At 71.7% G+C, this 21,822-nt stretch carries 17 protein-coding genes, 1 rRNA gene and 1 riboswitch; of the genes, 14 read left to right on the plus strand and 4 right to left on the minus strand.

Features of this window, described 5'->3' with window-relative positions; all coding sequences use genetic code 11:
- Positions 1-10 precede the first annotated feature (10 nt).
- From rrf to BX285_RS29635, 12 genes are all read left to right on the plus strand, one after another.
- Positions 11-127: ribosomal RNA gene (rrf, locus tag BX285_RS29580) — 5S ribosomal RNA — on the plus strand.
- Positions 128-223: 96 nt separating this feature from the next.
- Positions 224-844: a CDP-diacylglycerol--glycerol-3-phosphate 3-phosphatidyltransferase gene (gene pgsA / locus BX285_RS29585; RefSeq protein WP_097235104.1), complete on the plus strand. Its 621-nt coding sequence runs from the start codon at positions 224-226 to the stop codon at positions 842-844.
- A 127-nt stretch (positions 845-971) separates the two neighbouring features.
- Positions 972-3,467, plus strand: coding sequence for a mannose-1-phosphate guanyltransferase (locus BX285_RS29590; protein WP_121178769.1), 2,496 nt, complete (start codon positions 972-974; stop codon positions 3,465-3,467).
- Positions 3,468-3,655: 188 nt separating this feature from the next.
- Positions 3,656-4,741 (plus strand): DUF881 domain-containing protein, encoded by a 1,086-nt coding sequence (locus BX285_RS29595; protein ID WP_373560451.1) that lies wholly within the window; start codon positions 3,656-3,658, stop codon positions 4,739-4,741.
- Complete coding sequence (locus BX285_RS29600; RefSeq protein ID WP_030062488.1) at positions 4,738-5,070, plus strand: small basic family protein; 333 nt, start codon at positions 4,738-4,740, stop codon at positions 5,068-5,070. The genes BX285_RS29595 and BX285_RS29600 overlap by 4 nt, the downstream gene beginning before the upstream one ends.
- 301 nt (positions 5,071-5,371) lie before the next feature.
- Entirely contained in the window at positions 5,372-6,280 is a 909-nt protein-coding gene (locus tag BX285_RS29605) for a DUF881 domain-containing protein (RefSeq protein WP_259470901.1), read from the plus strand.
- Between the two features lie 226 nt (positions 6,281-6,506).
- Positions 6,507-7,388 (plus strand): FHA domain-containing protein, encoded by an 882-nt coding sequence (locus BX285_RS39585; RefSeq protein ID WP_097235101.1) that lies wholly within the window; start codon positions 6,507-6,509, stop codon positions 7,386-7,388.
- A gap of 179 nt (positions 7,389-7,567) precedes the next feature.
- Entirely contained in the window at positions 7,568-8,263 is a 696-nt protein-coding gene (locus BX285_RS29615; RefSeq protein ID WP_179853019.1) for a MerR family transcriptional regulator, read from the plus strand.
- Between the two features lie 97 nt (positions 8,264-8,360).
- A complete protein-coding gene (locus tag BX285_RS29620) occupies positions 8,361-8,837 on the plus strand; it encodes a bifunctional nuclease family protein (protein WP_030062493.1) in 477 nt (158 codons plus the stop codon).
- A 223-nt stretch (positions 8,838-9,060) separates the two neighbouring features.
- Complete coding sequence (locus BX285_RS29625; RefSeq protein ID WP_097235099.1) at positions 9,061-9,705, plus strand: MerR family transcriptional regulator; 645 nt, start codon at positions 9,061-9,063, stop codon at positions 9,703-9,705.
- A gap of 111 nt (positions 9,706-9,816) precedes the next feature.
- Positions 9,817-10,536 (plus strand): vancomycin high temperature exclusion protein, encoded by a 720-nt coding sequence (locus BX285_RS29630; protein ID WP_097239809.1) that lies wholly within the window; start codon positions 9,817-9,819, stop codon positions 10,534-10,536.
- 84 nt (positions 10,537-10,620) lie between these two features.
- A complete protein-coding gene (locus tag BX285_RS29635; RefSeq protein ID WP_121178770.1) occupies positions 10,621-12,036 on the plus strand; it encodes a DNA polymerase IV in 1,416 nt (471 codons plus the stop codon).
- A 143-nt stretch (positions 12,037-12,179) separates the two neighbouring features.
- On the opposite strand, the gene BX285_RS29640 is transcribed toward BX285_RS29635, so the two are convergent.
- Positions 12,180-13,673 (minus strand): MFS transporter, encoded by a 1,494-nt coding sequence (locus BX285_RS29640; RefSeq protein ID WP_121178771.1) that lies wholly within the window; start codon positions 13,671-13,673, stop codon positions 12,180-12,182.
- 434 nt (positions 13,674-14,107) lie between these two features.
- A complete protein-coding gene (locus BX285_RS29645) occupies positions 14,108-15,235 on the minus strand; it encodes a PRC and DUF2382 domain-containing protein (RefSeq protein WP_097235096.1) in 1,128 nt (375 codons plus the stop codon).
- A gap of 151 nt (positions 15,236-15,386) precedes the next feature.
- Positions 15,387-15,490, plus strand: a riboswitch (glycine riboswitch).
- Positions 15,491-15,728: 238 nt separating this feature from the next.
- On the opposite strand from BX285_RS29645, the gene gcvP reads away from it, so the two are divergent.
- Positions 15,729-18,629: an aminomethyl-transferring glycine dehydrogenase gene (gcvP, locus tag BX285_RS29650; protein WP_097235095.1), complete on the plus strand. Its 2,901-nt coding sequence runs from the start codon at positions 15,729-15,731 to the stop codon at positions 18,627-18,629.
- A gap of 127 nt (positions 18,630-18,756) precedes the next feature.
- On the opposite strand, the gene BX285_RS29655 is transcribed toward gcvP, so the two are convergent.
- A complete protein-coding gene (locus BX285_RS29655) occupies positions 18,757-18,948 on the minus strand; it encodes a DUF5999 family protein (protein ID WP_097235094.1) in 192 nt (63 codons plus the stop codon).
- Between the two features lie 405 nt (positions 18,949-19,353).
- On the minus strand, positions 19,354-19,926 hold the full coding sequence (locus BX285_RS29660) for a hypothetical protein (RefSeq protein ID WP_097235093.1): 573 nt from the start codon (positions 19,924-19,926) through the stop codon (positions 19,354-19,356).
- A gap of 384 nt (positions 19,927-20,310) precedes the next feature.
- Between BX285_RS29660 and BX285_RS29665 the strand changes: the two genes are divergently transcribed.
- Entirely contained in the window at positions 20,311-21,816 is a 1,506-nt protein-coding gene (locus tag BX285_RS29665) for a glutamate--cysteine ligase (protein ID WP_121178772.1), read from the plus strand.
- Positions 21,817-21,822 lie beyond the last annotated feature (6 nt).

Below are 21,822 nucleotides of genomic sequence, written 5' to 3' on the forward strand. Positions count from 1 at the left end.
TTCATAGTGTTTCGGTGGTCATAGCGTGAGGGAAACGCCCGGTTACATTCCGAACCCGGAAGCTAAGCCTCACAGCGCCGATGGTACTGCAGGGGGGACCCTGTGGGAGAGTAGGACGCCGCCGAACAATTCTTCGAGAGAAGCCCCCGCCGGGTGAACCGGACGGGGGCTTCTCTGTTGTAAGGTCAACGTGCATTGTCGTCACACGGACAGGAGGCCCCGGGTGGAGGTCCAGGAGACGCGGGTCCAGACCGATCGCGTCCTCACCATCCCCAACCTGCTGAGCATGGGCCGGCTGGTCGGTGTACCGCTCTTCCTCTGGCTCATTCTGTGGCCGGTCTTCGGTGGACCCAACAATGACGGTTGGGCGCTGTTGATCCTGGCGCTGAGCGGCGTCAGCGACTACCTGGACGGAAAGCTCGCCAGGCGATGGGGGCAGATCAGCCGGGTGGGGCAGCTGCTGGATCCGCTGGCCGACCGGCTCTATGTGCTGTCCACGCTGGTCGGATTGACCTGGCGTGAGATTCTGCCGTGGTGGCTGACGGCGATTCTGCTGGCCCGGGAGCTGTTTATCGCGGCGCTTCTGCCCATTCTCAACCGGCACGGTTACGGGCCGCTCCAGGTGAGTTTCCTGGGGAAGGCCGCGACGTTCAATCTGATGTACGCGTTTCCGCTTCTGCTGCTCGGCAGTGTGGACAGCTGGATCGCGCGGCCGGCCGAGGTCGTGAGCTGGGCCTTCATCTGGTGGGGGACCGTCCTCTACTGGTGGGCCGCGATTCTCTACGCGGTTCAGGCGCGGCAGATCGTCAAGGCGAGTGCGGCGCGCTCCGCGTCCGCAGTCTGAGACGCGATCTGAGAGAAGCCCCACGCTCCATCGGTGCGTCGGACGATACCTTCCGGGTAGAGAACCCTCTGGAACGGTTTGATGGACCTGTTGGTCCACCACCACCGCGAAGGAGGACGCACCCGTAATGAAAGCCGTTGTAATGGCAGGGGGCGAGGGCACTCGACTCCGCCCGATGACCTCCAGCATGCCGAAGCCGCTGCTTCCGGTCGCCAATAGGCCGATCATGGAGCACGTGCTTCGGCTGCTGAAGCGGCACGGCCTCTCCGACACCGTCGTCACGGTCCAGTTCCTGGCATCGCTGGTCAAGAACTACTTCGGTGACGGCGAAGAGCTGGGCATGCATCTGACCTATGCCCACGAGGAGACGCCACTGGGCACTGCGGGGAGTGTCAAGAACGCCGAGGACGCGCTCAAGGACGACTCCTTTCTGGTGATCTCCGGTGACGCGCTGACCGACTTCGATCTCTCCGAATTGATCGACTTTCACCGCAGCAAGGACGCCCTGGTCACCGTCTGTCTCACCCGGGTACCGAATCCGCTGGAGTTCGGGATCACGATCACGGACGACGAGGGAAGGGTCGAGCGATTCCTGGAGAAGCCGACCTGGGGGCAGGTCTTCTCCGACACGGTGAACACCGGTATCTACGTGATGGAACCCGAGGTCTTCGACTACGTCGCAGCGGGTGAGTCCGTCGACTGGTCGAGCGATGTCTTCCCGCAGCTGTTGAAGGAGGGCAAGCGGGTCTACGGCTACGTCGCCGAGGGCTACTGGGAGGACGTGGGCACCCACGAGAGCTACGGGAAGGCCCAGGCGGACGTCCTGGAGGGCAAGGTCGACGTCGAGCTCGACGGGTTCGAGATCTCGCCCGGTGTCTGGGTCGCCGAGGGCGCCGAGGTGGACCCCGAGGCGGTGCTGCGCGGGCCCCTGTACATCGGGGACTACGCCAAGGTCGAGGCCGGGGTCGAGATCCGCGAGCACACCGTGCTGGGCAGCAACGTGGTCGTCAAGAGAGGCGCGTTCCTGCACAAGGCGGTGGTGCACGACAACGTGTACGTCGGGCCGCAGAGCAATCTGCGCGGCTGCGTGGTCGGGAAGAACACCGATGTGATGCGGGCCGCCCGGATCGAGGACGGGGCGGTGATCGGGGACGAGTGCCTGGTCGGCGAGGAGTCGATCATCGGGGCGAACGTCCGGGTCTACCCGTTCAAGACCATCGAGGCCGGGGCCGTCGTCAACACCTCGGTGATCTGGGAGTCGCGCGGCCAGGAGCACCTCTTCGGCCTGCGCGGGGTCTCGGGGATCCTGAACGTCGAGATCACCCCGGAGCTGGCCGTACGGCTGGCGGGCGCCTACGCGACCACCCTGAAGAAGGGGGCCACCGTCACCATTGCGCGTGACCACTCGCGTGGTGCGCGTGCGCTCAAACGGGCGATGATCTCGGCGCTGCAGACCTCCGCGATCGACGTCCGGGACCTGGAGAACGTGCCGATGCCGGTGGCGCGGCAGCACACGGCGCGGGGGAGTGCGGGCGGGATCTTCCTGCGGACCACGCCGGGGGTGCCGGACTCGCTGGACATCCTCTTCTTCGACGAGCGCGGGGCGGACCTGTCCCAGGCCGGGCAGCGCAAGCTCGACCGGGTCTACGCGCGCCAGGAGTACCGGCGGGCCTTCCCCGGTGAGATCGGGGACCTGACCTTCCCGTCCAGCGTCTTCGACTCCTACGCGGGCAACCTGCTGCGGACGGTCGACACCACCGGGGTCCGGGAGGCCGGGCTGAAGGTGGTCGTGGACACCGCGCACGGCAGCGCGGGCCTCGTTCTGCCGAGCATCCTCGGCCGGCTCGGGGTGGAGGCGCTCACGGTCTCCAGCGGGCTGGACGAGGCGCGGCCGACCGAGGACGCGGAGACGCGGCGGGCCGGGCTGGCCAGGCTCGGCGAGCTGGTGGCCTCCTCGCGGGCGGCCTTCGGAGTCCGGTTCGACCCGGTCGGCGAGCGTGTCGCGTTCGTCGACGAGCTGGGCCGGGTGATCGACGACGACCGGGCGCTGCTGGTGCTGCTGGACCTGGTCGCCGCCGAGCGGCGCAGCGGTCAGGTGGCGCTGCCGGTGACCACGACCCGGATCGCCGAGCAGGTCGCCGCGTACCACGGCACCCAGGTCATCTGGACCACGACGACGCCGGACGACCTCGCCAAGGCGGCCTCCGCCGAGGGCACGGTGTTCGGCGGTGACGGCCGCGGTGGATTCGTGGTGCCCGAGTTCAGCGGTGTGCTGGACGGGGCCGCGGCCTTCGTCCGGCTGGTCGGCCTGGTCGCGCGGACGCAGCTCACGCTCAGCCAGATCGACGCGCGGATCCCGCAGGCGCACATCCGGCACCGGGACATCGCGACGCCGTGGGCGGCCAAGGGCATGGTCATGCGCTCGGTGGTGGAGGCGGCCGGGAGCCGGCGGCTGGACACCACCGACGGTGTGCGAGTGGTCGAGGCGGACGGGCGCTGGACGCTGGTACTGCCGGACCCGGCCGAGGCGATCACCCACCTCTGGGCGGAGGGCCCGGACGACGAGGCGACCGAGGCGCTGCTGGACGAGTGGGCGGCGGTGGTCGACGGCGCCGGGCGGTGACGGCCCGCAGCTGAGAACGGAGCGGACCCGATCGGCGGGGCGCACGGTGTGGTTCGTGCGCCCCGCTGTCCGTTTTCACCTCATTCGGAATGTTCCGTCACTTTCCGTCATGTGTGCAGCGTGTGTGCAGCTCAGGGGCCGTGCACGGGCCCCTCGGCCGCCATGGGACGATGGTTTCCATGCCAGCGATGCCGACACCGAGTGCCCCGAACGGGCGGTACAACCGTCCGGACGCCTCGATGTCCCTGCTGACCAACGTGATGGACCACAGCCTGGACGAGGGCTACGCCGAGGCGGCCGCGGCCCGTGGTGGTGCCCGCGACAGTCGGATACCCGGGACGCTGCGGGGGCTGCTCACGCTGGGCGCCGGATTGGCGCTGGTCGGAGCGGTGGTGACGGTGGGCGCGGTGAACGCGCGCAAGGCCGAGCCGACGCTGGCCAAGGAACGGGACGCACTGATCCAGCGGATCAACGACAGCAACACCTCGGCCGACCACCTGCAGAAGCAGGTGCAGGACCTGCGGCGCAAGGTCGACGGCACGCAGCAGCAGGCGCTGGCCTCGGCGGGGAACGGTGACCCGGGTGCTCTGACCGGCGCGGTGGGGCTGGGCGAGGTGACCGGTCCGGGCGTGAAGCTGGTGCTGGAGGACGCCACGGGGACGGGCCTCGGGGGGAACGTCGACCCGCGGGCCGGGCAGGGCTTCTCCAACAGCGGCCGGCTGCGGGACCGCGATCTGCAACTGGTGGTGAACGGCCTCTGGGGATCCGGGGCCGAGGCCGTGGCGATCAACGGCCAGCGGCTGACGGCGCTCTCCGCGATCCGGGCCGCCGGCGAGGCCGTCCTGGTGGACAACCGGCCGCTGGTGCCGCCCTACAACATCCAGGCGATCGGGGACGGGCCGAAACTGCTGGCCGCCTTCGAGAACGCCATGGCCGGGCAGTACCTGCGGCTGCTGCAGGAGAAGTACGGCATCAAGTCGACGCTCTCCACGCAGAAGAGCATGACGCTGCCGGCGGCGGTGGGGGTGACGCTGCGGACCGCGCAGCCCGTGACGCCCGAGCCCTCGCCCACGGCGACGCCGCCCGCCGGCCAGGCGCCGAGCGGCAGCCCCTCGGCCGGCGCCGGAACCTCCCAGAGCCCGAGTGCGTCCGTCTCACCGTCGGCCTCACTGACCCCTTCAGCGTCCGCGAGTAGTAGTGGCACGGCCGCCAAGCGGCGTCCGCCCACCGGGACCGCCAAGACCACGACAGCGACAGGAGCAGCCAGACCGTGATTGCCGTACTGGGTCTTGTGATCGGGGTGGTCGTCGGCCTCTTCGTCCAACCCGAGGTGCCGGACGCCGTCGTTCCCTACCTGCCGATCGCGGTGGTCGCGGCGCTGGACGCGGTGTTCGGCGGTGTCCGGGCGATGCTCGACGGGATCTTCAACGACAAGGTGTTCATCGTCTCGTTCCTGTCGAACGTGGTGGTCGCGGCACTGATCGTCTTCCTCGGTGACCAGCTGGGCGTCGGCTCCCAGCTGTCCACCGGCGTGGTCGTCGTCCTCGGCATCCGCATCTTCTCCAACGCGGCCGCGATCCGGCGCCATGTCTTCCGTGCCTGAGCAGGGCCGCGCGGCGGCGGAGGAGGAGAAGAAGGACCAGGAGGCCGTGCCGGCCGGGAGCGTGGACGCCGAGGAAGCTGCCGCCGTGCCCGAGCCCGCGCCCGGCGAGGAGGCCGAGTCGGACGAGGCCGTGGACGCCGAGGAGGAGACCGGGGCGGCCGGTCCGGAGGCGATGGGCGCGGCTGCTGGGACGGTGGCGGAGGACCCGGGCAGGGAGAAGTCTGACGCTAAGGCTGAGCTTGAGGCCGAGGTCGGGCCCGAGCCGCTGCCGGAGCCGACGCTCCGGCTGGTGAAGCCGGTCGTGCCGGAGCAGGGGCCGAAGGAGCCGGAGCCGGAGCCCGAGCCGGAGCCCGAGCCGGAGCCCGAGCCGGAGCCGAAGGGTGAGCCGGACGCTGAGCCTGCTGCCGCGTCGACGCCCGCGCCGGAACCGGAGCCGGAGCCCGTGGCGGCGGAGATCGCCGAGGAGTCGCCGGTTGTGGACCGGGACTCCGGGCGCCGTCGGCTCAAGGGGGCGCTCTGGCCGCCGCGGCTGTCGCGCGGTCAGCTGGTGGTGGCGCTGCTGCTGTTCTCGCTCGGCCTGGGGCTCGCGATCCAGGTGCGTTCGACCAACGACCATCACAGCCAGCTGCGTGGCGCCCGCCAGGAGGACCTGGTCCGGATCCTCGACGAACTGGACAGCCGTCAGCAGCGTCTCCAGCAGGAGAAGGCGGAGCTGGAGCAGTCCCTGGCGAAGTTGGAGAACAGCTCCAACCAGGCCAAGGAGGCCCAGGAGCAGACCAGGAAGAAGGTGACGGAACTGGGTGTTCTCGCCGGTACCGTCAAGGCCACTGGTCCGGGCATCGTACTGACGGTCGATGATCCCCAAGGGCAGGTGAAGGCAGATATGCTGCTGGACACCCTGCAGGAACTTCGAGCGGCGGGGGCGGAGGCGATTCAGATCAACGATGTGCGCGTGGTGGTCAACACCTACTTCACCGACCAGTCGGGCGGTGGGGTGCAGATCGACGGGAAGAAGGTCTCGCAGCCCTATCGGTTCACCGTCGTGGGGAACCCGCAGGACCTGACGCCCGCGCTGAACATCCCGGGAGGTGTCGTCCGCACGCTGGAGAGCAACCAGGCGCGGGCGACGATCACCCAGCAGCAGAAGGTGGTCGTCGACGCCCTCGTGGATCCGAAGACGCCGCAGTACGCCAAGCCGGCTTCGAAGTGACGAGGCGCCCGGCGAACGGCCCGTCACGGGCGGGCGGCACCCGGTGCGGGGCGCCGCCGTCACGTGGGCGAGACTGGTTCGCGCCAGTACGCTCCGCAGCAACAACCGCCGTACCAACCGTCGGAGTACCACTCCAGCGGGCCCGAGCCGCAACCGGGCTCGCGGCCTGTCCGAGGTTCTCACCCTGCCCCGCGGGCGGGTCTGTCACACGCAAGGGGATTCGCCCGTGAGTTTCTTCTCGAAGTTGTTCGGTCGCAACAAGAGCCGTGACGCGGCCGCCGTCGAGGCGCCCACCGCGCGGCACCGCCGGCCGGAGGACGAGCCCGCCGTGCCGGGCATGCGACCCGCCCCCGAGGCCGCGCCGTACGCAGGACAGCAGCTGTACCGGGACGGCGGCGCCGCCCAGTACGCGGGGAATCCGGCGGGCTACGGCGCGTCGGTTGACCCCTCCGGCGACCCGCGCATAGGTTTCCCGTCAGGACCCTCAACCTCTGGTGGAGGGTTTGCTCCGGACCCGTACGCCGGGCACAACCCGTCGGGTGTGCCGCGCCAGGAGGCTGTGAACATGGCTGGCCCCACTCCGTGCCCCAGGTGCGGCAACCAGAACCCGGCCTCGGCCCGGTTCTGTTCCAACTGCGGCACGGCGCTGCGCGGCGGCCTGCTGCCGGAGGGGGCGGCGGAGACCACGTCGACCATCTCCATCTCCGGGCTGGAGTCGTACGACCCCACCACCACGACCGGCACCGGCACCACGCCGGCCCTGTCGGCCGAGGTGCTGTCCGCCATCGACGCGCTGCCGCCGGGCTCGGCCCTGCTGATCGTCCAGCGCGGCCCGAACTCGGGCAGCCGCTTCCTGCTGGACTCGGACATCACCACGGCGGGGCGTCACCCGCAGGGGGACATCTTCCTGGACGACGTCACGGTCTCGCGCCGTCACGTGGAGTTCCGCCGCACCCCGGCCGGCTTCAGCGTCGCGGACGTGGGCAGCCTCAACGGCACCTACGTGAACCGGGAGCGGATCGACGAGGTGTCGCTGACCAACGGCGACGAGGTCCAGATCGGGAAGTACCGGCTGGTGTTCTTCGCCGGCCACAACCGGGGGTACTGAAACCAACGTCGGCAGGAGCCCGAGTGAATACGAATACTTCTTCATCTTCTCTCGGGGCGGCCACCCCATCCGCGTTCGGTCCGCAGGCGGACCGCGGCGGGCGCGGGGTGGTCGCGGGCCCCAGGCAGCCGGTCCGGACGGAGCGGCCCGCCGGGCGGCGGCGCGACGCCGACGAACTGCTGAGCATCGGCGCGGTGCTGGCCTTCCTGCGCGACGACTTCCCCGAGGTCACCATCTCCAAGATCCGCTTCCTGGAGGCGGAGGGGCTGGTCGAGCCGCAGCGCACGCCCTCGGGGTACCGCAAGTTCAGCCCGGCCGACGTCGAGCGGCTGGCCTACGTCCTGCGGATGCAGCGGGACCACTACCTGCCGCTGCGGGTGATCCGCGAACACCTGGACGCCATCGAGCGCGGCGAGAGCCCACCCGCGCTGCCCTCCGCGGCCGACACCCGGCCCGGGCCGCTGGAGGAGGCGGACCGGGAGCTGGTGGCCTCCGCCGAGGTCCCGTCCGGGGTCCGGCTGGGGCGCGCCGAGCTGCTGGCCGCCGCCGAGGCCGGCGAGCAGGAACTGGCCGAGTGGGAGTCGTACGGGCTGGTCGCCCCGGGGCCGGACGGCGGGTACGACGGCGAGGCGCTGCAGGTGGCCCGGCTGGTCGCGGAACTCGGCCGGTACGGACTGGAGCCGCGGCACCTGAGAGCCATGAAGGCGGCGGCCGACCGCGAGATCGCGCTGGTGGAACAGGTGGTGGCGCCGTTGCGCCGGCACCGGAACCCGCAGACCAGGGCGCATGCCGAGGCCACCGCGCGGGAGCTGGCGACGCTGTCCGTCCGGTTGCACGCGGCCATGGTCCAGGCCGGCCTGCGGACCCGCGGGTAGCGGTCGTGGCGGCCGGCGGGCGCCCGGTGCACCGCGCTGACCAGGGGCGTCGGCTCTGCGCTTTCATATCCGGGACCGGAGCCATAGGGTTGCCTGTGTGAATGAGCTCGACGTCGTGGGTGTCCGAGTGGAGATGCCTTCCAACCAGCCGATCGTGCTGCTGCGGGAGGTCGGGGGAGATCGCTACCTGCCGATCTGGATCGGCCCCGGTGAGGCGACCGCGATCGCCTTCGCCCAGCAGGGCATGACGCCGGTGCGCCCGTTGACGCACGACCTGTTCAAGGACGTCCTGGAAGCGCTCGGCCAGCAGCTCACCGAGGTGCGGATCACCGACCTCCGGGAGGGCGTCTTCTACGCCGAGCTGGTGTTCGCCGGTGGGGTCGAGGTGAGTGCGCGGCCGTCCGACGCGATAGCGCTGGCGCTGCGGACCGGCACGCCCATCTACGGGAGCGAGGAGGTGCTCGCGGAGGCGGGCATCGCGATCCCGGACGAGCAGGAGGACGAGGTCGAGAAGTTCCGGGAGTTCCTCGACCAGGTCTCGCCCGAGGACTTCGGCGGCGGCGGTCCGCAGTAACGCGGCCCGGTGGTGCGGCCGATCGGTGTGCCGTTTTGCCAAAAACCGTCCATCTACCCACACTAGGGGCACGAAAAACCACTCTCCTGAGTGAGGTGGTTTATCTGGCCCGGCGTGGCGATCGTTGACGGGTCATAGGGGACTGCCTACCGTCAGGAGTGGCTGTCCGGGTGACCGATGCCCGCAGTCGGATCGCCCGCAGCACAAGTGGACGGAGGCAGGCATGAGCAGCACCGGCGATGACGCGGCCCCGGGAGGCCTGTGCGCCGTGCACGTGCCGCGCGCCGCCCGCACCGTCGCGGACGTTCCCCGGGTGGGCAGGTTCCCGGCCGTGCAGGCCGGCCAGCCGGCCATCGAGCGGCTGGCCCCGACCTCCGAACTGATCGGCTTCCGCGGCCCGACGGCCTGCGCGGCGGCCGGCATCACCTACCGCCAACTGGACTACTGGGCCCGCACCGGACTGCTGGAGCCCAGCGTCCGTACGGCGTACCCGGCGACCAGTCAACGGCTCTACAGCTTCCGCGACATCCTGCTGCTCAAGATCGTGAAGCGGCTGCTCGACGCGGGCGTCTCGCTGCAGAACATCCGGGTGGCCGTCGCCCATCTGCAGGCGGCCGAGCAGGCCGACCTGGCCGGGATGACGCTGATGTGCGACGGCGCGACGGTGTACGAGTGCACCACGCCCCAGCAGGTGGTGGACCTGCTGAAGGGCGGTCAGGGGGTCTTCGGTATCGCCGTGGGAGCGGTCTGGCAGGAGCTGGAGCTCACCGTCGGGCGGCTGCACGCCGAGCGCACCGACACCGGCGAGACCCTGGTCGGGAACGACCCGGCCGACGAACTCGCCCAGCGGCGCAACCGGGCGGTCTGAGCACGCATTCGACGGGGCCGCGGGCCCGGACGGGGAACCGTTCGGGCCCGCGGCCCCGTCGTGTTGCCTGGTAACGCGAACGAGGGAGGGCACGTGGGGGTCGGCACCGGGATGTCGGGCACGGGGATATCGAGGCTGCTGCGGCGCCGGGCCGGGCTGTTGGCGACACGGCTGCGCCGGCGCAGGACCCAGCGCAGGGTGTTCCAGGTGGGTACGGTGCTCTGCTCGCTGGCGCTGGCGCCCAGTGCCTGGCTGTGGGTCTCGGCGGGGGACCGGGTGGGCACGGTGGAGAGCGCGCCGTCCGCGCCGGTCGCGGTGGTCTTCGGTGCCGGGCTGGACCAGGGCAGGCCCACGCCGTACCTGGAGCACCGGCTGGTCGCCGCGGTGGACCTGTACCGCGAGGGCAAGGTGCAGGCGATCCTGGTGACCGGCGACAACGGGCGGATCGAGTACGACGAGCCCGACGCGATGTTCACCTACCTGACCGAGCACGGGGTGCCGGCCGAGCGGGTCGTCCGTGACTACGCGGGCTTCGACACCTGGAACTCCTGCACCCGGGCGCACCGGATCTTCGGGGTGGACCGGGCGGTGCTGGTCAGCCAGGACTTCCACGTCCGGCGGGCGCTGGCGCTGTGCGAGGCGGCAGGCATCCGGTCGTACGCGGTCGGGGTGCCGGAGCTGCACGACGAGACCTGGCTGTACGGCGGGCTGCGGGAGGTCGCGGGGGCGGGCAAGGCGGCGGTCAACGCCTGGTTGCGGCCGGACCCGGTGTTCCTCGGGCCCAAGGAGGAGGGCATCCCGAAGGCGCTGGCGCACGCGGCGAAGAAGTAGCGGCCGGCGCCGGGGCCTCCTCGTCGGCTGCGGGGGCCGGCCTGGTTCGTACGTACTGTCGGACCCGTGCGCGATGATCGGCGGGTGCGATCTCTGCCGAGCATCATCCACCTCGACATGGACGCCTTCTTCGCGGCGGTGGAGCAGGCGGCCAAGCCGAGCCTGCGCGGGAAACCGGTGATCGTCGGCGGGCTCGGCGGGCGCGGGGTGGTCTCCACCGCCTCGTACGAGGCGCGGAAGTTCGGGGTGCACTCGGCCATGCCGATGGCGCAGGCACGCCGGCTCTGCCCCAACGCGGCCTTCCTGGCCGGGCGGTTCGAGGCCTACCGGTACGTCAGCGACATCGTGATGGGCCTGCTGCGGGAGCTGTCGCCGCTGGTGCAGCCGCTCAGCCTGGACGAGGCCTTCGTGGACCTGGAGGCCGGTCCGTACGGCCCGGTGCTGGCAGAGGCCGACCACGAGACCGGCGAGCGGCTGGTGCTCGCGCTGGCGGAGGACCTGCGGGCGGACATCCAGCGGCTGACCGGGCTGACCGGCTCGGTCGGGGCGGCCGGGTCCAAACTGATGGCCAAGATCGCCTCCGAGCAGGCCAAGCCGGACGGCCTGGTGCTGGTCGAGCCCGGGCAGGAGCGGGCCGTCCTCGGGCCGATGCCGGTGCGGGCGCTGCCCGGGATCGGGCCGGCCACCGAGCAGGTGCTGCGGCGGGCCGGGCTCACCACGGTGGCCGACCTCGCGGACGCCGGGGAGACGGAGCTGGTCCAGCTGCTCGGGCGGGCGCACGGCGCCGGCATCCACCAGATGTCGATAGGGCTCGACGAGCGGCCGGTGGTGGCCGACCAGGACGCCAAGTCCGTCTCGGTGGAGGACACCTACGAGGTGGACCTGGCCGACCGGGAACGGGTGCTGCGCGAGGTGGAGGCGCTGGCCGCCCGGTGCGTGCGGCGGCTGCGGGCAGCCGGGCGCTCGGGGCGGACGGTCGTACTCAAGGTGCGGCGGTTCGACTTCTCGACGCTGACCCGCTCGGAAACGCTCGGCGGGCCCACGGACGACGAAGCGGTGATCACCGCGACCGCGCGCCGGCTGGCCGAGCAGGTGGACATCACCGGCGGGGTCCGGCTGCTCGGCGTGGGCGTCGCCCAACTCGCCGACTACACGCAGGAGGACCTGTTCGCGCAGGCCCTGCGGGAGGAGACGGCGGAGCATGCGGAGGAGACGGCCGAGGAGGCCGACGAGGAGCGGGAGACCGTCCTGGTGCGGCGCTGGCTGCCCGGGCAGGACGTGCGGCACGCGGAGTTCGGGCCGGGCTGGGTGCAGGGCAGCGGCGTCGGCCGGGTCACCGTACGGTTCGAGACGCCGTGGAGCGAGCCGGGGCGGGTACGGACCTTCGCGGTGGACGATCCGGCGCTGGAGGCGTCCCGGCCGCTGCCGCTGCGCCGGGGTGAGGGCGGGGAGGGCGGCGGTGCGGGCGAGGGTGAGGGCGGCGGTGCGGGCGGGGAATGAGATACGAGAACGGCCCCACCCGGTGGGGGAGTACCGGGTGGGGCCGTATCACCGTGCCGGACCCCGTGGTTTCGTGATGCCCTCGCGAACCACGGAGGCCCGGGCCCCGCGCCCTGTCCCTGAGCGCGGGGCCGGACGCCTCGTCAGGCGTCGGTCTTGACCAGCTTGTCGCCGGCGTCCTGCTGGGCCGAGCTGCCGGCGACGGCGGTGCCGGCGGGCTTGACGGTGCGGATCAGGAACGGGACCACACCGGCGATGATGCAGACCACGGCCGCGGTCCAGAACGCGTGCTTGAAGGCGTCCAGGGTGGGCAGCGAGAGCGGGATCTGCGGCGGCAGCTTCATGGTGTCGCCGGTCAGGATCGCGGCCATGACGGCGGTGCCGATCGCGCCACCGACGGTCCGCAGCACCGAGTTCATGCCGTTGGCGATGCCGCTCTGCTCGACCGGCACGGCGCCGTTGATGTAGGCCGGCATCGCGGCGAACGCGAGGCCGACGCCGAGACCGAAGATCGCCGAGGCGGTGTAGATGTCGCCCTCGTGGCTGTGTCGCAGGGCCAGGTAGGCCATTGCGACGGCGCCGAGGACACCACCGAGGACCAGCGGCAGGCGCGGGCCGCGGCGGGCGATCAGCAGGGCGCCGACCGGGGCGGCGACCATCGAGCCGATCGCGGACGGCAGCAGCATGACACCGGCGTGCAGGACGGTGGCGGTGAAGCCGTAGTGGGTCAGCTTCTCCGGGGCCTGGGCGAAGTTGCTGATGACCATGAAGGAGCCGTACATGCCGAAGCCGATGAGCAGGCCCGCCATGTTGGTGAAGGCCACCGCCGGGCGGGACATCATCTTCATGTCCACGAGGGGGTGCGCGACCTTGGTCTCGATGACGCCCCAGATCAGGGCCACGACGGCGGCGACGGCGAACAGGCCGAGGGTCTTGGTGGAGGTCCAGCCCCAGTGGTTGCCCTGGCTGACCGCGACCAGCAGTGCGGAGAGCCAGCCGGCCAGGGTGAGGGCGCCGAGCGGGTCGGCGCCGCCCTCCTTGTCGGTGACCGGGTCGGACGGGACGCGGAAGGCGACCAGGGCGACCGCGATCAGGCCGAAGACCAGGCCCATCCAGAAGATCGACTTGTAGCTCCAGTGCTCCAGGAGCAGACCGGTGGCGACCAGGCCGAGGCCGGAGCCGACGCCCATCGAGGCGCTGATGGCGGCGACGCCGCCGGTCACCTTCTGCTTGGGCAGCTCGTCGCGGACGATGCTGATCGCCAGCGGCATGACGCCACCGCCGGCGCCCTGCAGGACGCGGGCGACGACCAGCCAGGTGAAGGAGTGGGTGCTGACTGCCAGCGCCGAACCGGCGACCAGGCCCGCCAGCGAGATCAGCAGCATCGGCTTACGGCCCCGGAGGTCGCCGAAGCGGCCGAGGAGGGGAGTCAGCACGGCGGCGGACAGCAGGTTGGCGGTCATCAGCCAGGTGACGCTGGACGCGGAGACGCTCAGTTCCTTGGCCAGCGAGGGCAGGATCGGGACGACCGCGGTCTGCACCACGCTGAACGACAGCATCGCCAGGATGAGGGCCGGCAGGACCCGGGCGCTGCTCTGCTTCTCGGCCGCGGTGGTGGGCTGGGGTGCCTCACTCACGGTTGCTTCCTCCCGTACATAGTGAATGAACTGAAGTAACCATGCAGGGAGATACTTCAGAGTGTCAAATATCGAGTGGTTAAGCTTTGGCAAAGGGGGGCCGTGGGGGTGGGGGTGTGGGGCGCCTGCGGCGGGCTTGGGGGGCGGGGGCGCGGGGGTTTTGGCAACGGGGCGTGGGGCGAGGTGCGGGGCGCCTGCGGCGGGCTTGGGGGCGGGGGTGGCGCGGGGGGATGGCAAAGGGGGCCGTGGGGGTGGGGGTGCGGCGCGCTTGCGGCGGGCTTGGGGGGCGCCGGGGTGGTGCGGGGGTTTCGGGGAGGGGGCGTGGGGCGGGGCGAGTGGGCGCCTGTGGGGGGTGGGGGACTTTGGTGCATGGGTGGGGCCGGGGAAAAGGGGAGGACCCCGGCCTTGGGGGCCGGGGTCCTGGTGGGGGTGGGTCAGACGAGGGGGCGTAGGGCGGCGGGGCGGGAGGTGTTCGGGGGCGGGGTGGGGGTGTCGGTCGGCGTGGTGTCGTCGTGGACCTCGACGTGTTCGCGGCGGAGCTCCTCCCGGATCACCTCCTCGGCGGTGTAGCGCTCGACGACGAGGCGGACCCGCTCGATGGGGGCGAGGTACTTGCGGATCGCCGGGCGTTCCTCACGGAGGGTGACCTCCTCGACGGCCTCGGCGATCTCCTTCTCGGTGAGGGTGGAGCGCTCGGCGTCGCTGAGCGGCATCCGTTCGACCCGCACTCGCTCGCGGACCACCGGGACGCGGCGCTCCACCTGCTCGGTCGTCACGTACTTGCGCAGCTTCGCGGTGCCCACGGTGTGCCACTCGGTGGTCACGTCCAGCCGTTCCTCGCGGCAGGTGATCTCGACCGGGCCGCTGGGAGCGGACGAGGCGGCGCTCCCGGCGGGTGTCGGGGTGGTCGCCGCCGGGGCGGGCTGCGGCTTCGGCTCCATGACCGGGGTCGGCGCGGGAGTGCTGACGGTGCGCACGTTGACCTCCGGGGCGGGTTTGGTGCGGTTGATGACGGGTGCGGCGGCCGTGGTGGTCGGGCCCGGGCCGGGCTCGGGGGAGTGGAAGGCGAGCGGCTTGGCGGTCGTCACGGCGGCCGGGGCCGCGGCCGGGGTGGTGCCGAAGTCGAGGTCGGGCTGCGCGGCCCGTCCGCCGTCCTCGCCGGCCGGGCGGCCGTCCATCGGGGTGTCGAGGCCGTAGTAGCGGTAGAGCTGGAGCTCCTGGGCGGGGGACAGGTGCTGGCCGACGCCGAAGTCCGGCGACTCCTTCACCAGTGACTTGTCGTACGGCACCCGGAGCTCGTCGCCGGAGAACTCGCTCGTGGTGAGCGGGACGAAGGCGTCCCTGCCGAAGATGCCGGTCCGGACGGCGGCCCATTCGGGCCGGCCGGTGGCATCGTCCAGGTACACCTCGTCGACCGTGCCGATCTTGTCTCCGTTGCGGTCGACCGCCTTGTGGCCGATGAGGTCCCGGGGGTCGATGTCGGTCTGCACTTCTTCCTCCAGTGCGCTGAGCCTGCGGAACTCCCGCAGGAAGGCGGCCGGGGCACCCGTCCCGTCCGCCACTTCACACCAAATGCCATGAATCGGACGGGCGCGACCGGGGTGCGCCGGACGGGCCGCGGGCTGGGCCGTCCGGGGGACGCGCGTAGACCCGGGGTGACCGGAAGCACCCGTGATCGGAGAGCCTCCCGCTGGTACCCTGGGCGGCGACCGCAGAGCCCGCTCGGGAGAGTCTCCGATCGCGAAAAGCGCTGGTCGGAGCGCCGAAGGAGCAACTCCTCCCCGGAATCTCTCAGGCATCCGTACCGTGTGGGGTAGGTCACTCTGGAAAGCAGGGCAGGAGCGTCGGCGCAGGAGCCGACGACCACCACCCTCACCGACGGTGCAAGCCGACGGAGCGCCCACAGCGCGCCGTGCGGGCGAAGCTCTCAGGTCCCGATGACAGAGGGGGAGGCCTGACGGGTTCGTCCGCCAGGGCCGACCTGCTGTCCGCAGCGGGAAAGGCCGGCCGGCGTTCGGACCCCCGCCGGTCCGTGACCAGGAGGCCTCGACCACCATGAACGCCCAGCCGAACGCGGGACGCCCCACCGGCGCCTCGACCCTCACCGAGCTTGAGCTGGCCAGTCCCTTCGAGAACCGCCACATCGGCCCCGACGCCGCCGCGCAGGAGAAGATGCTGGCGTCCGTCGGCTACGCGTCGCTGGACGAGCTCGCCGCCACCGCCGTGCCCGAGGCGATCCGCTCCATCACCGGCCTGGACCTGCCCGCCGGCCGGACCGAGGCGCAGGTCCTCGCCGAGCTGCGCGAGCTGGCCGGCCGCAACCAGGTGCTCCAGCCGATGATCGGCCTGGGCTACTACGGCACCTTCACCCCGCCGGTGATCCTGCGCAACGTCATGGAGAACCCGGCCTGGTACACCGCCTACACCCCGTACCAGCCGGAGATCTCGCAGGGCCGCCTGGAGGCGCTGCTCAACTTCCAGACCCTGGTCTCCGACCTGACCGGCCTGCCGACCTCCGGCTCCTCGCTGCTCGACGAGGGCACCGCGGCGGCCGAGGCGATGGCGCTGGCCCGCCGCGTCACCAAGGTCAAGGGCGGCGTCTTCCTGGTCGACGCCGAGACCCTGCCGCAGACCATCGCGGTGATCAACACCCGCGCCGTGCCGACCGGCGTCGAGGTCGTCGTCGCCGACCTGTCCGAGGGCATCCCGGCCGAGATCGCCGAGCGCGGTGTCTTCGGCGTGCTGCTGCAGTACCCCGGCGCCACCGGTGTGGTCCGCGACCTCGCCCCGGTGATAGAGCAGGCGCACGGCCTGGGCGCGATCGTCGCGGTCGCCGCCGACCTGCTGGCGCTGACCCTGCTCAAGAGCCCGGGCTCGCTGGGCGCCGACATCGCCTGCGGCACCTCGCAGCGCTTCGGCGTGCCGATGGGCTTCGGCGGTCCGCACGCCGGCTACCTCTCGGTGCGCGCCGAGTACGCCCGCTCGCTGCCCGGCCGCCTGGTCGGCGTCTCCGTCGACTCCGACGGCAACCGCGCCTACCGCCTGGCGCTGCAGACCCGCGAGCAGCACATCCGCCGCGAGAAGGCCACCAGCAACATCTGCACCGCCCAGGTGCTGCTCGCCGTCATGGCCTCGATGTACGCCGTGTACCACGGCCCGGACGGCCTGGCCGACATCGCCCGCCGCACCCACCGCTACGCCGCCGCCCTCGCCGAGGGTCTGCGGGCCGGCGGTGTCGAGCTGCTGCACGGCGAGTTCTTCGACACCGTCACCGCCGTCGTCCCGGGCCGCGCCGCCGAGATCGCCGCCGCCGCCCGCGCCAACGGCATCAACCTGTACCAGGACGGCGAGGACCGGATCTCGGTCTCCACCGACGAGACCACCACCCGCGAGCACCTGGCCGGTGTCTGGGCCGCGTTCGGCGTCCCGGCCGTCGAGGTCGCCGAGGCCGCCGAGACGCTGCCGGCCGCGCTGCTGCGCGAGGACGAGTACCTGACCCACCCGGTCTTCCACAGCCACCGCTCGGAGACCGCCATGCTGCGCTACCTGCGCCGCCTGTCGGACCGGGACTACGCGCTGGACCGCGGCATGATCCCGCTGGGCTCCTGCACCATGAAGCTCAACGCGACCACCGAGATGGAGGCCGTGACCTGGCCGGAGTTCGGCCAGCTCCACCCCTTCGCGCCGATCGAGCAGGCCCAGGGCTACCTCACCCTGATCCGCCAGCTGGAGCAGCAGCTGGTCGAGGTGACCGGCTACGACGCCGTGTCGATCCAGCCGAACGCGGGCTCGCAGGGCGAGCTGGCCGGCCTGCTGGCCGTCCGCGCCTACCACCACGCCAACGGCGACACCCAGCGCGACGTCTGCCTGATCCCGTCCTCCGCGCACGGCACCAACGCGGCCTCCGCGGTGATGGCCGGCATGCGCGTGGTCGTGGTGAAGACCCTGGTCGACGGTGACGTGGACGTCGAGGACCTGAAGGCCAAGATCGAGCAGCACCGCGACACCCTGTCGGTGCTGATGGTCACCTACCCGTCGACCCACGGCGTGTACGAGACCGAGATCACCACCATCTGCGCCATGGTGCACGAGGCCGGCGGCCAGGTGTACGTGGACGGAGCCAACCTGAACGCCCTGGTCGGCCTCGCCAAGCCGGGCAAGTTCGGCGCGGACGTCTCGCACCTGAACCTGCACAAGACCTTCTGCATCCCGCACGGCGGCGGCGGCCCGGGCGTCGGCCCGGTCGCGGTGCGCGCGCACCTGGCGCCGTACCTGCCGAACCACCCGCTGCAGTCGGAGGCCGGCCCGGCCACCGGTGTCGGCCCGATCTCGGCCGCGCCGTGGGGCTCGGCGGCGATCCTGCCGATCTCCTGGGCGTACGTCCGGCTGATGGGCGGCGAGGGCCTCAAGCGCGCGACCCAGGTCGCGGTGCTGAACGCCAACTACATCGCCAAGCGCCTGGCGCCGCACTTCCCGGTGCTCTACACCGGTCCGGGCGGGCTGGTCGCGCACGAGTCGATCATCGACCTGCGCCCGCTGACCAAGGAGACGGGCGTGACGGTGGACGACATCGCCAAGCGCCTGATCGACTACGGCTTCCACGCGCCGACGATGTCCTTCCCGGTGGCCGGCACGCTGATGATCGAGCCGACCGAGTCCGAGGACCTGCACGAGATCGACCGGTTCTGCGACGCGATGATCGCGATCCGCGCCGAGATCGACAAGGTCGGCTCGGGCGAGTGGGCCGCCGACGACAACCCGCTGCGCAACGCCCCGCACACCGCCGCCGAGCTGGCCGGCGACTGGGCGCACGGCTACTCGCGGCAGGAGGCGGTCTTCCCGGCGGGCGTGAACCCGGCGGACAAGTACTGGCCGCCGGTGAGCCGGATCGACGGCGCGTACGGCGACCGCAACCTGGTCTGCTCCTGCCCGCCGCTGGACGAGTACGGCGTCTGACGGACACGCCCTCGGCCCGGTTCGAGGGCAGGACGAAAGGCTGGGCCCCGGCGGAACGTTCCGCCGGGGCCCAGCCCTTTCGTTTCCTCCGCGGCGGCTGCCCCCGCCGTACGGTCGGACCGGGTGGTCAGGCCGCGTGGGCGACGGGGCGGCGCGGGGCGATCACCCGGCCGTCGGGCAGCAGCTCTCCGGTGTCCTCGAACAGGACCACGCCGTTGCAGAGCAGGCTCCAGCCCTGCTCCGGATGGCGGGCCACCGAGACGGCCGCCTCGCGGTCCTCGGACTCGGCCGACGGGCACTCAGGACGGTGCTGGCACATACGCGTACCCTCGCTTCGCTCTGCGATCCTCCCCGTGGTGCGGCCGCCGGAGGCCGGGCCGTCCGGAGCCGCCGCGGTAGTCGGATCCTGTCCGCACGCCGACCAGGTGTTGACCGGCGCTCAAGTGGGTAGGACAGGTGGTCCTTCCACGCTGGTTCCCAGTGTCGGCATCTGCGGACGCGCCCGCAGGGATTTCGTGACATGCGCCACAACTCCCGGGTAGAGATCACCCGTTCAGGTGGGGAGGCGGGGGAATCGCGGCACAGGTGGGTCAGCCGGAGCATGGTCCGGCCGGGCCATGCCGGATGGCCCGTTCGGGTGGTGCCGTTCGGGTGATGCCGTTCGAGTGGGCGCGGCGAAGGGCCGCCGGGCGGGTGGCCCGGCGGCCCGTACGGCCTGGACGGCTCAGGCGGAGCCGAGCAGCACCGGCCCGGTGAGCGGGGCCCGGGCGAGCAGCGGCAGCAGTTCGGCGGCCGGGTGGGCGCGGTGCGCCGTGACGCCGAGCGGGGCCGGAGCGAGCGGGATCAGCAGGTCGGCGGCCGGCCCGGCGTCCGGGCTGTGCAGCCACAGGGCCGTCGCGTACTGGCCCGGGAAGGTCAGCAGGCGGGGCTGTTGGCGGATCCGGGAGCCCTGGGCGAGCTGCCAGGCCTCGCGCAGCGCCCGGACCGTCGAGTCCAGGTAGGGGCCGGCGGTGAAGTGGGAGAAGGTGTGGCCCTCGATGCCCTGCACCACCTCGGCGGCCGCGGCCACCTCGGCGCCGTCCTTGATCAGGAAGCGCCACCCGGTGCGGCGGGCGGCGGTGAGCTCGGGGCGCGGGCCGTCCAGGACGTGCACGGCGAGCGGATGTGCGGGGAGCAGTGGGCCGGCCGGATGACGCAGCGCTGCGGCGGCGGGCTGGCGCAGGGCGGTGTCCGAGTCGAGTGCGCCCAGGACGGCGCGCAGCGCGCTCGGTGGGGGCTGGGGGGTCTGCAGGGTCATGGCGGTGTCCGCCTCTCCAAGCGAGATCGGCGTGCGAGTGCGGCATACCGGCGTGGCGCGGCGCGTCAACGGTGACGGGGCCCGGCCGTGTCCGGTTGTGCAGGATCGCGGTGCCGGCGCGGTCGTCGCCGTCGACGAGGGCTCTCGATGCGGGAGCGGACCGGCCGGAGCGCTGTGCGAATTCTCATCGAACAGATGCGCAGGGTGATCTGTTTATCACAGGCGGTGGCGCCGGGCAAGTCTAGGGTTGCGCTGAATTTCCGTCAGTTGCCTTGCATTGCAAGCCATTCCAAGCGTTCGGGTATCGATCTTCGAGGTGGGCATGATGCATGCACGGTCGGTCGGCCGGGTGGGCTCGACGGGGTGGCTCAGGAGGAGGGGACCGTGGGCGAGAAGGTCGTGGCGACTCGGGCGGATCTGGCGGACCGGCAGCTGTACCGGCGCAAGCTCCAGTCCTGTCTCGACGCGCTGGGGCGGATGCTGCGGGAGGACCGCTTCGACCGGCCGCGGGCGGTGATGGGCCTGGAGATCGAGCTCAACCTGGCCGACGAGCAGGGCCTGCCGGCCATGAACAACGCGCAGGTGCTGAGCGCGATCGGCTCCAGCGACTTCCAGACCGAGCTGGGCAAGTTCAACATCGAGGTGAACATCACGCCCCACCGGCTCTGCGGGCACGTGTTCGAGGAGCTGCGCGAGGAGATCGACACCGGGCTGCGCTACGCCGACCGGCGGGCCGCCGAGGCGGGGGCGCGGATCGTCATGGTGGGCATCCTGCCGACCCTGGAGCACGCGCACACCGGGCTGGACTCGATGAGCCACAACCAGCGGTACACCCTGCTCAGCGACCAGATCCTGGCCGCCCGGGGGGAGGAGATCGCGCTGGACATCGAGGGCGTCGAGCACCTCCAGCTGGAGTCCATCACCATGGTCGCCGAGGCCGCCGCGACCTCGCTGCAGCTGCACCTCCAGGTGACGCCGGAACGGTTCTCCTCGGTGTGGAACGCCGCCCAGGCGCTCTGCGGGCCGCAGCTCGCGCTCGGCGCGAACTCCCCGTTCCTGTTCGGACGGGAGCTGTGGCGGGAGACCCGACCGGTGCTCTTCCAGCAGGCCTGCGACACCCGTTCGGCGGAGCTCAAGGCCCAGGGCGTGCGCCCGATCACCTGGTTCGGCGAGCGCTGGGTCGACTCGGCGTACGACTTGTTCGAGGAGAACCTGCGGTACTTCCCCGCGCTGCTGCCGATCTGCGACGACGAGGACCCGCTGAAGGTCCTGGCCTCCGGCGGCGCGCCCAAGCTCGCCGAGATGCGGCTGCACAACGGCACCATCTACCGCTGGAACCGGCCGATCTACGACGTCGCGGGCGGGGTCGCGCACCTGCGGGTGGAGAACCGGGCGCTGCCGGCCGGGCCGACGGTGGCCGACACGCTGGCCAACGCCGCCTTCTACTACGGCCTGGTCCGGGTGCTCGCCGAGCAGCCCCGGCCGGTCTGGACCCGGCTGCCGTTCGAGAAGGCCGACGAGAACTTCCGGCAGGGCGCCCGGTACGGCATCGACGCCGTCCTCCAGTGGCCGCGACCCGGCCGGGCCGGCCGCGGCGGCGGGCTGCAGACGGTCTCCGCCGTCGACCTGGTGCTGGGCGAGCTGCTGCCGATGGCCTACCAGGGACTCGACGAGTGGGGCGTGGAACCCGCCGACCGGGACCGCTACCTGGGCATCATCGAGCAGCGCTGCCTGCGCCGCACCAACGGCGCGGCCTGGCAGAGCGCGACCTTCCACCGGCTGCGCGAACGGTACGGGATGGACCGGCCGGCGGCGCTCGCGGCGATGACCCGGCGCTACGCCGAGCACATGCGCAGCGGGGAGCCGGTGCACACCTGGCCGGTCGGTTAGGGCCTG

Origin of the sequence: Streptomyces sp. 1114.5 (assembly GCF_003635085.1) — a bacterium.
GTDB lineage: Bacteria > Actinomycetota > Actinomycetes > Streptomycetales > Streptomycetaceae > Kitasatospora.

What these genes read in the sequence shown, in the direction of transcription:
- BX285_RS29590 (WP_121178769.1), top strand. Translation starts at nt 972, where the DNA reads ATGAAAGCCGTTGTAATGGCAGGGGGCGAGGGCACTCGACTCCGCCCG.
- BX285_RS29595 (WP_373560451.1), top strand. Translation starts at nt 3,656, where the DNA reads ATGCCGACACCGAGTGCCCCGAACGGGCGGTACAACCGTCCGGACGCC.
- BX285_RS29625 (WP_097235099.1), top strand. Translation starts at nt 9,061, where the DNA reads ATGAGCAGCACCGGCGATGACGCGGCCCCGGGAGGCCTGTGCGCCGTG.
- BX285_RS29630 (WP_097239809.1), top strand. Translation starts at nt 9,817, where the DNA reads ATGTCGGGCACGGGGATATCGAGGCTGCTGCGGCGCCGGGCCGGGCTG.
- gcvP (WP_097235095.1), top strand. Translation starts at nt 15,729, where the DNA reads ATGAACGCCCAGCCGAACGCGGGACGCCCCACCGGCGCCTCGACCCTC.
- BX285_RS29655 (WP_097235094.1), bottom strand. Translation starts at nt 18,948, where the DNA reads ATGTGCCAGCACCGTCCTGAGTGCCCGTCGGCCGAGTCCGAGGACCGC.
- BX285_RS29660 (WP_097235093.1), bottom strand. Translation starts at nt 19,926, where the DNA reads ATGACCCTGCAGACCCCCCAGCCCCCACCGAGCGCGCTGCGCGCCGTC.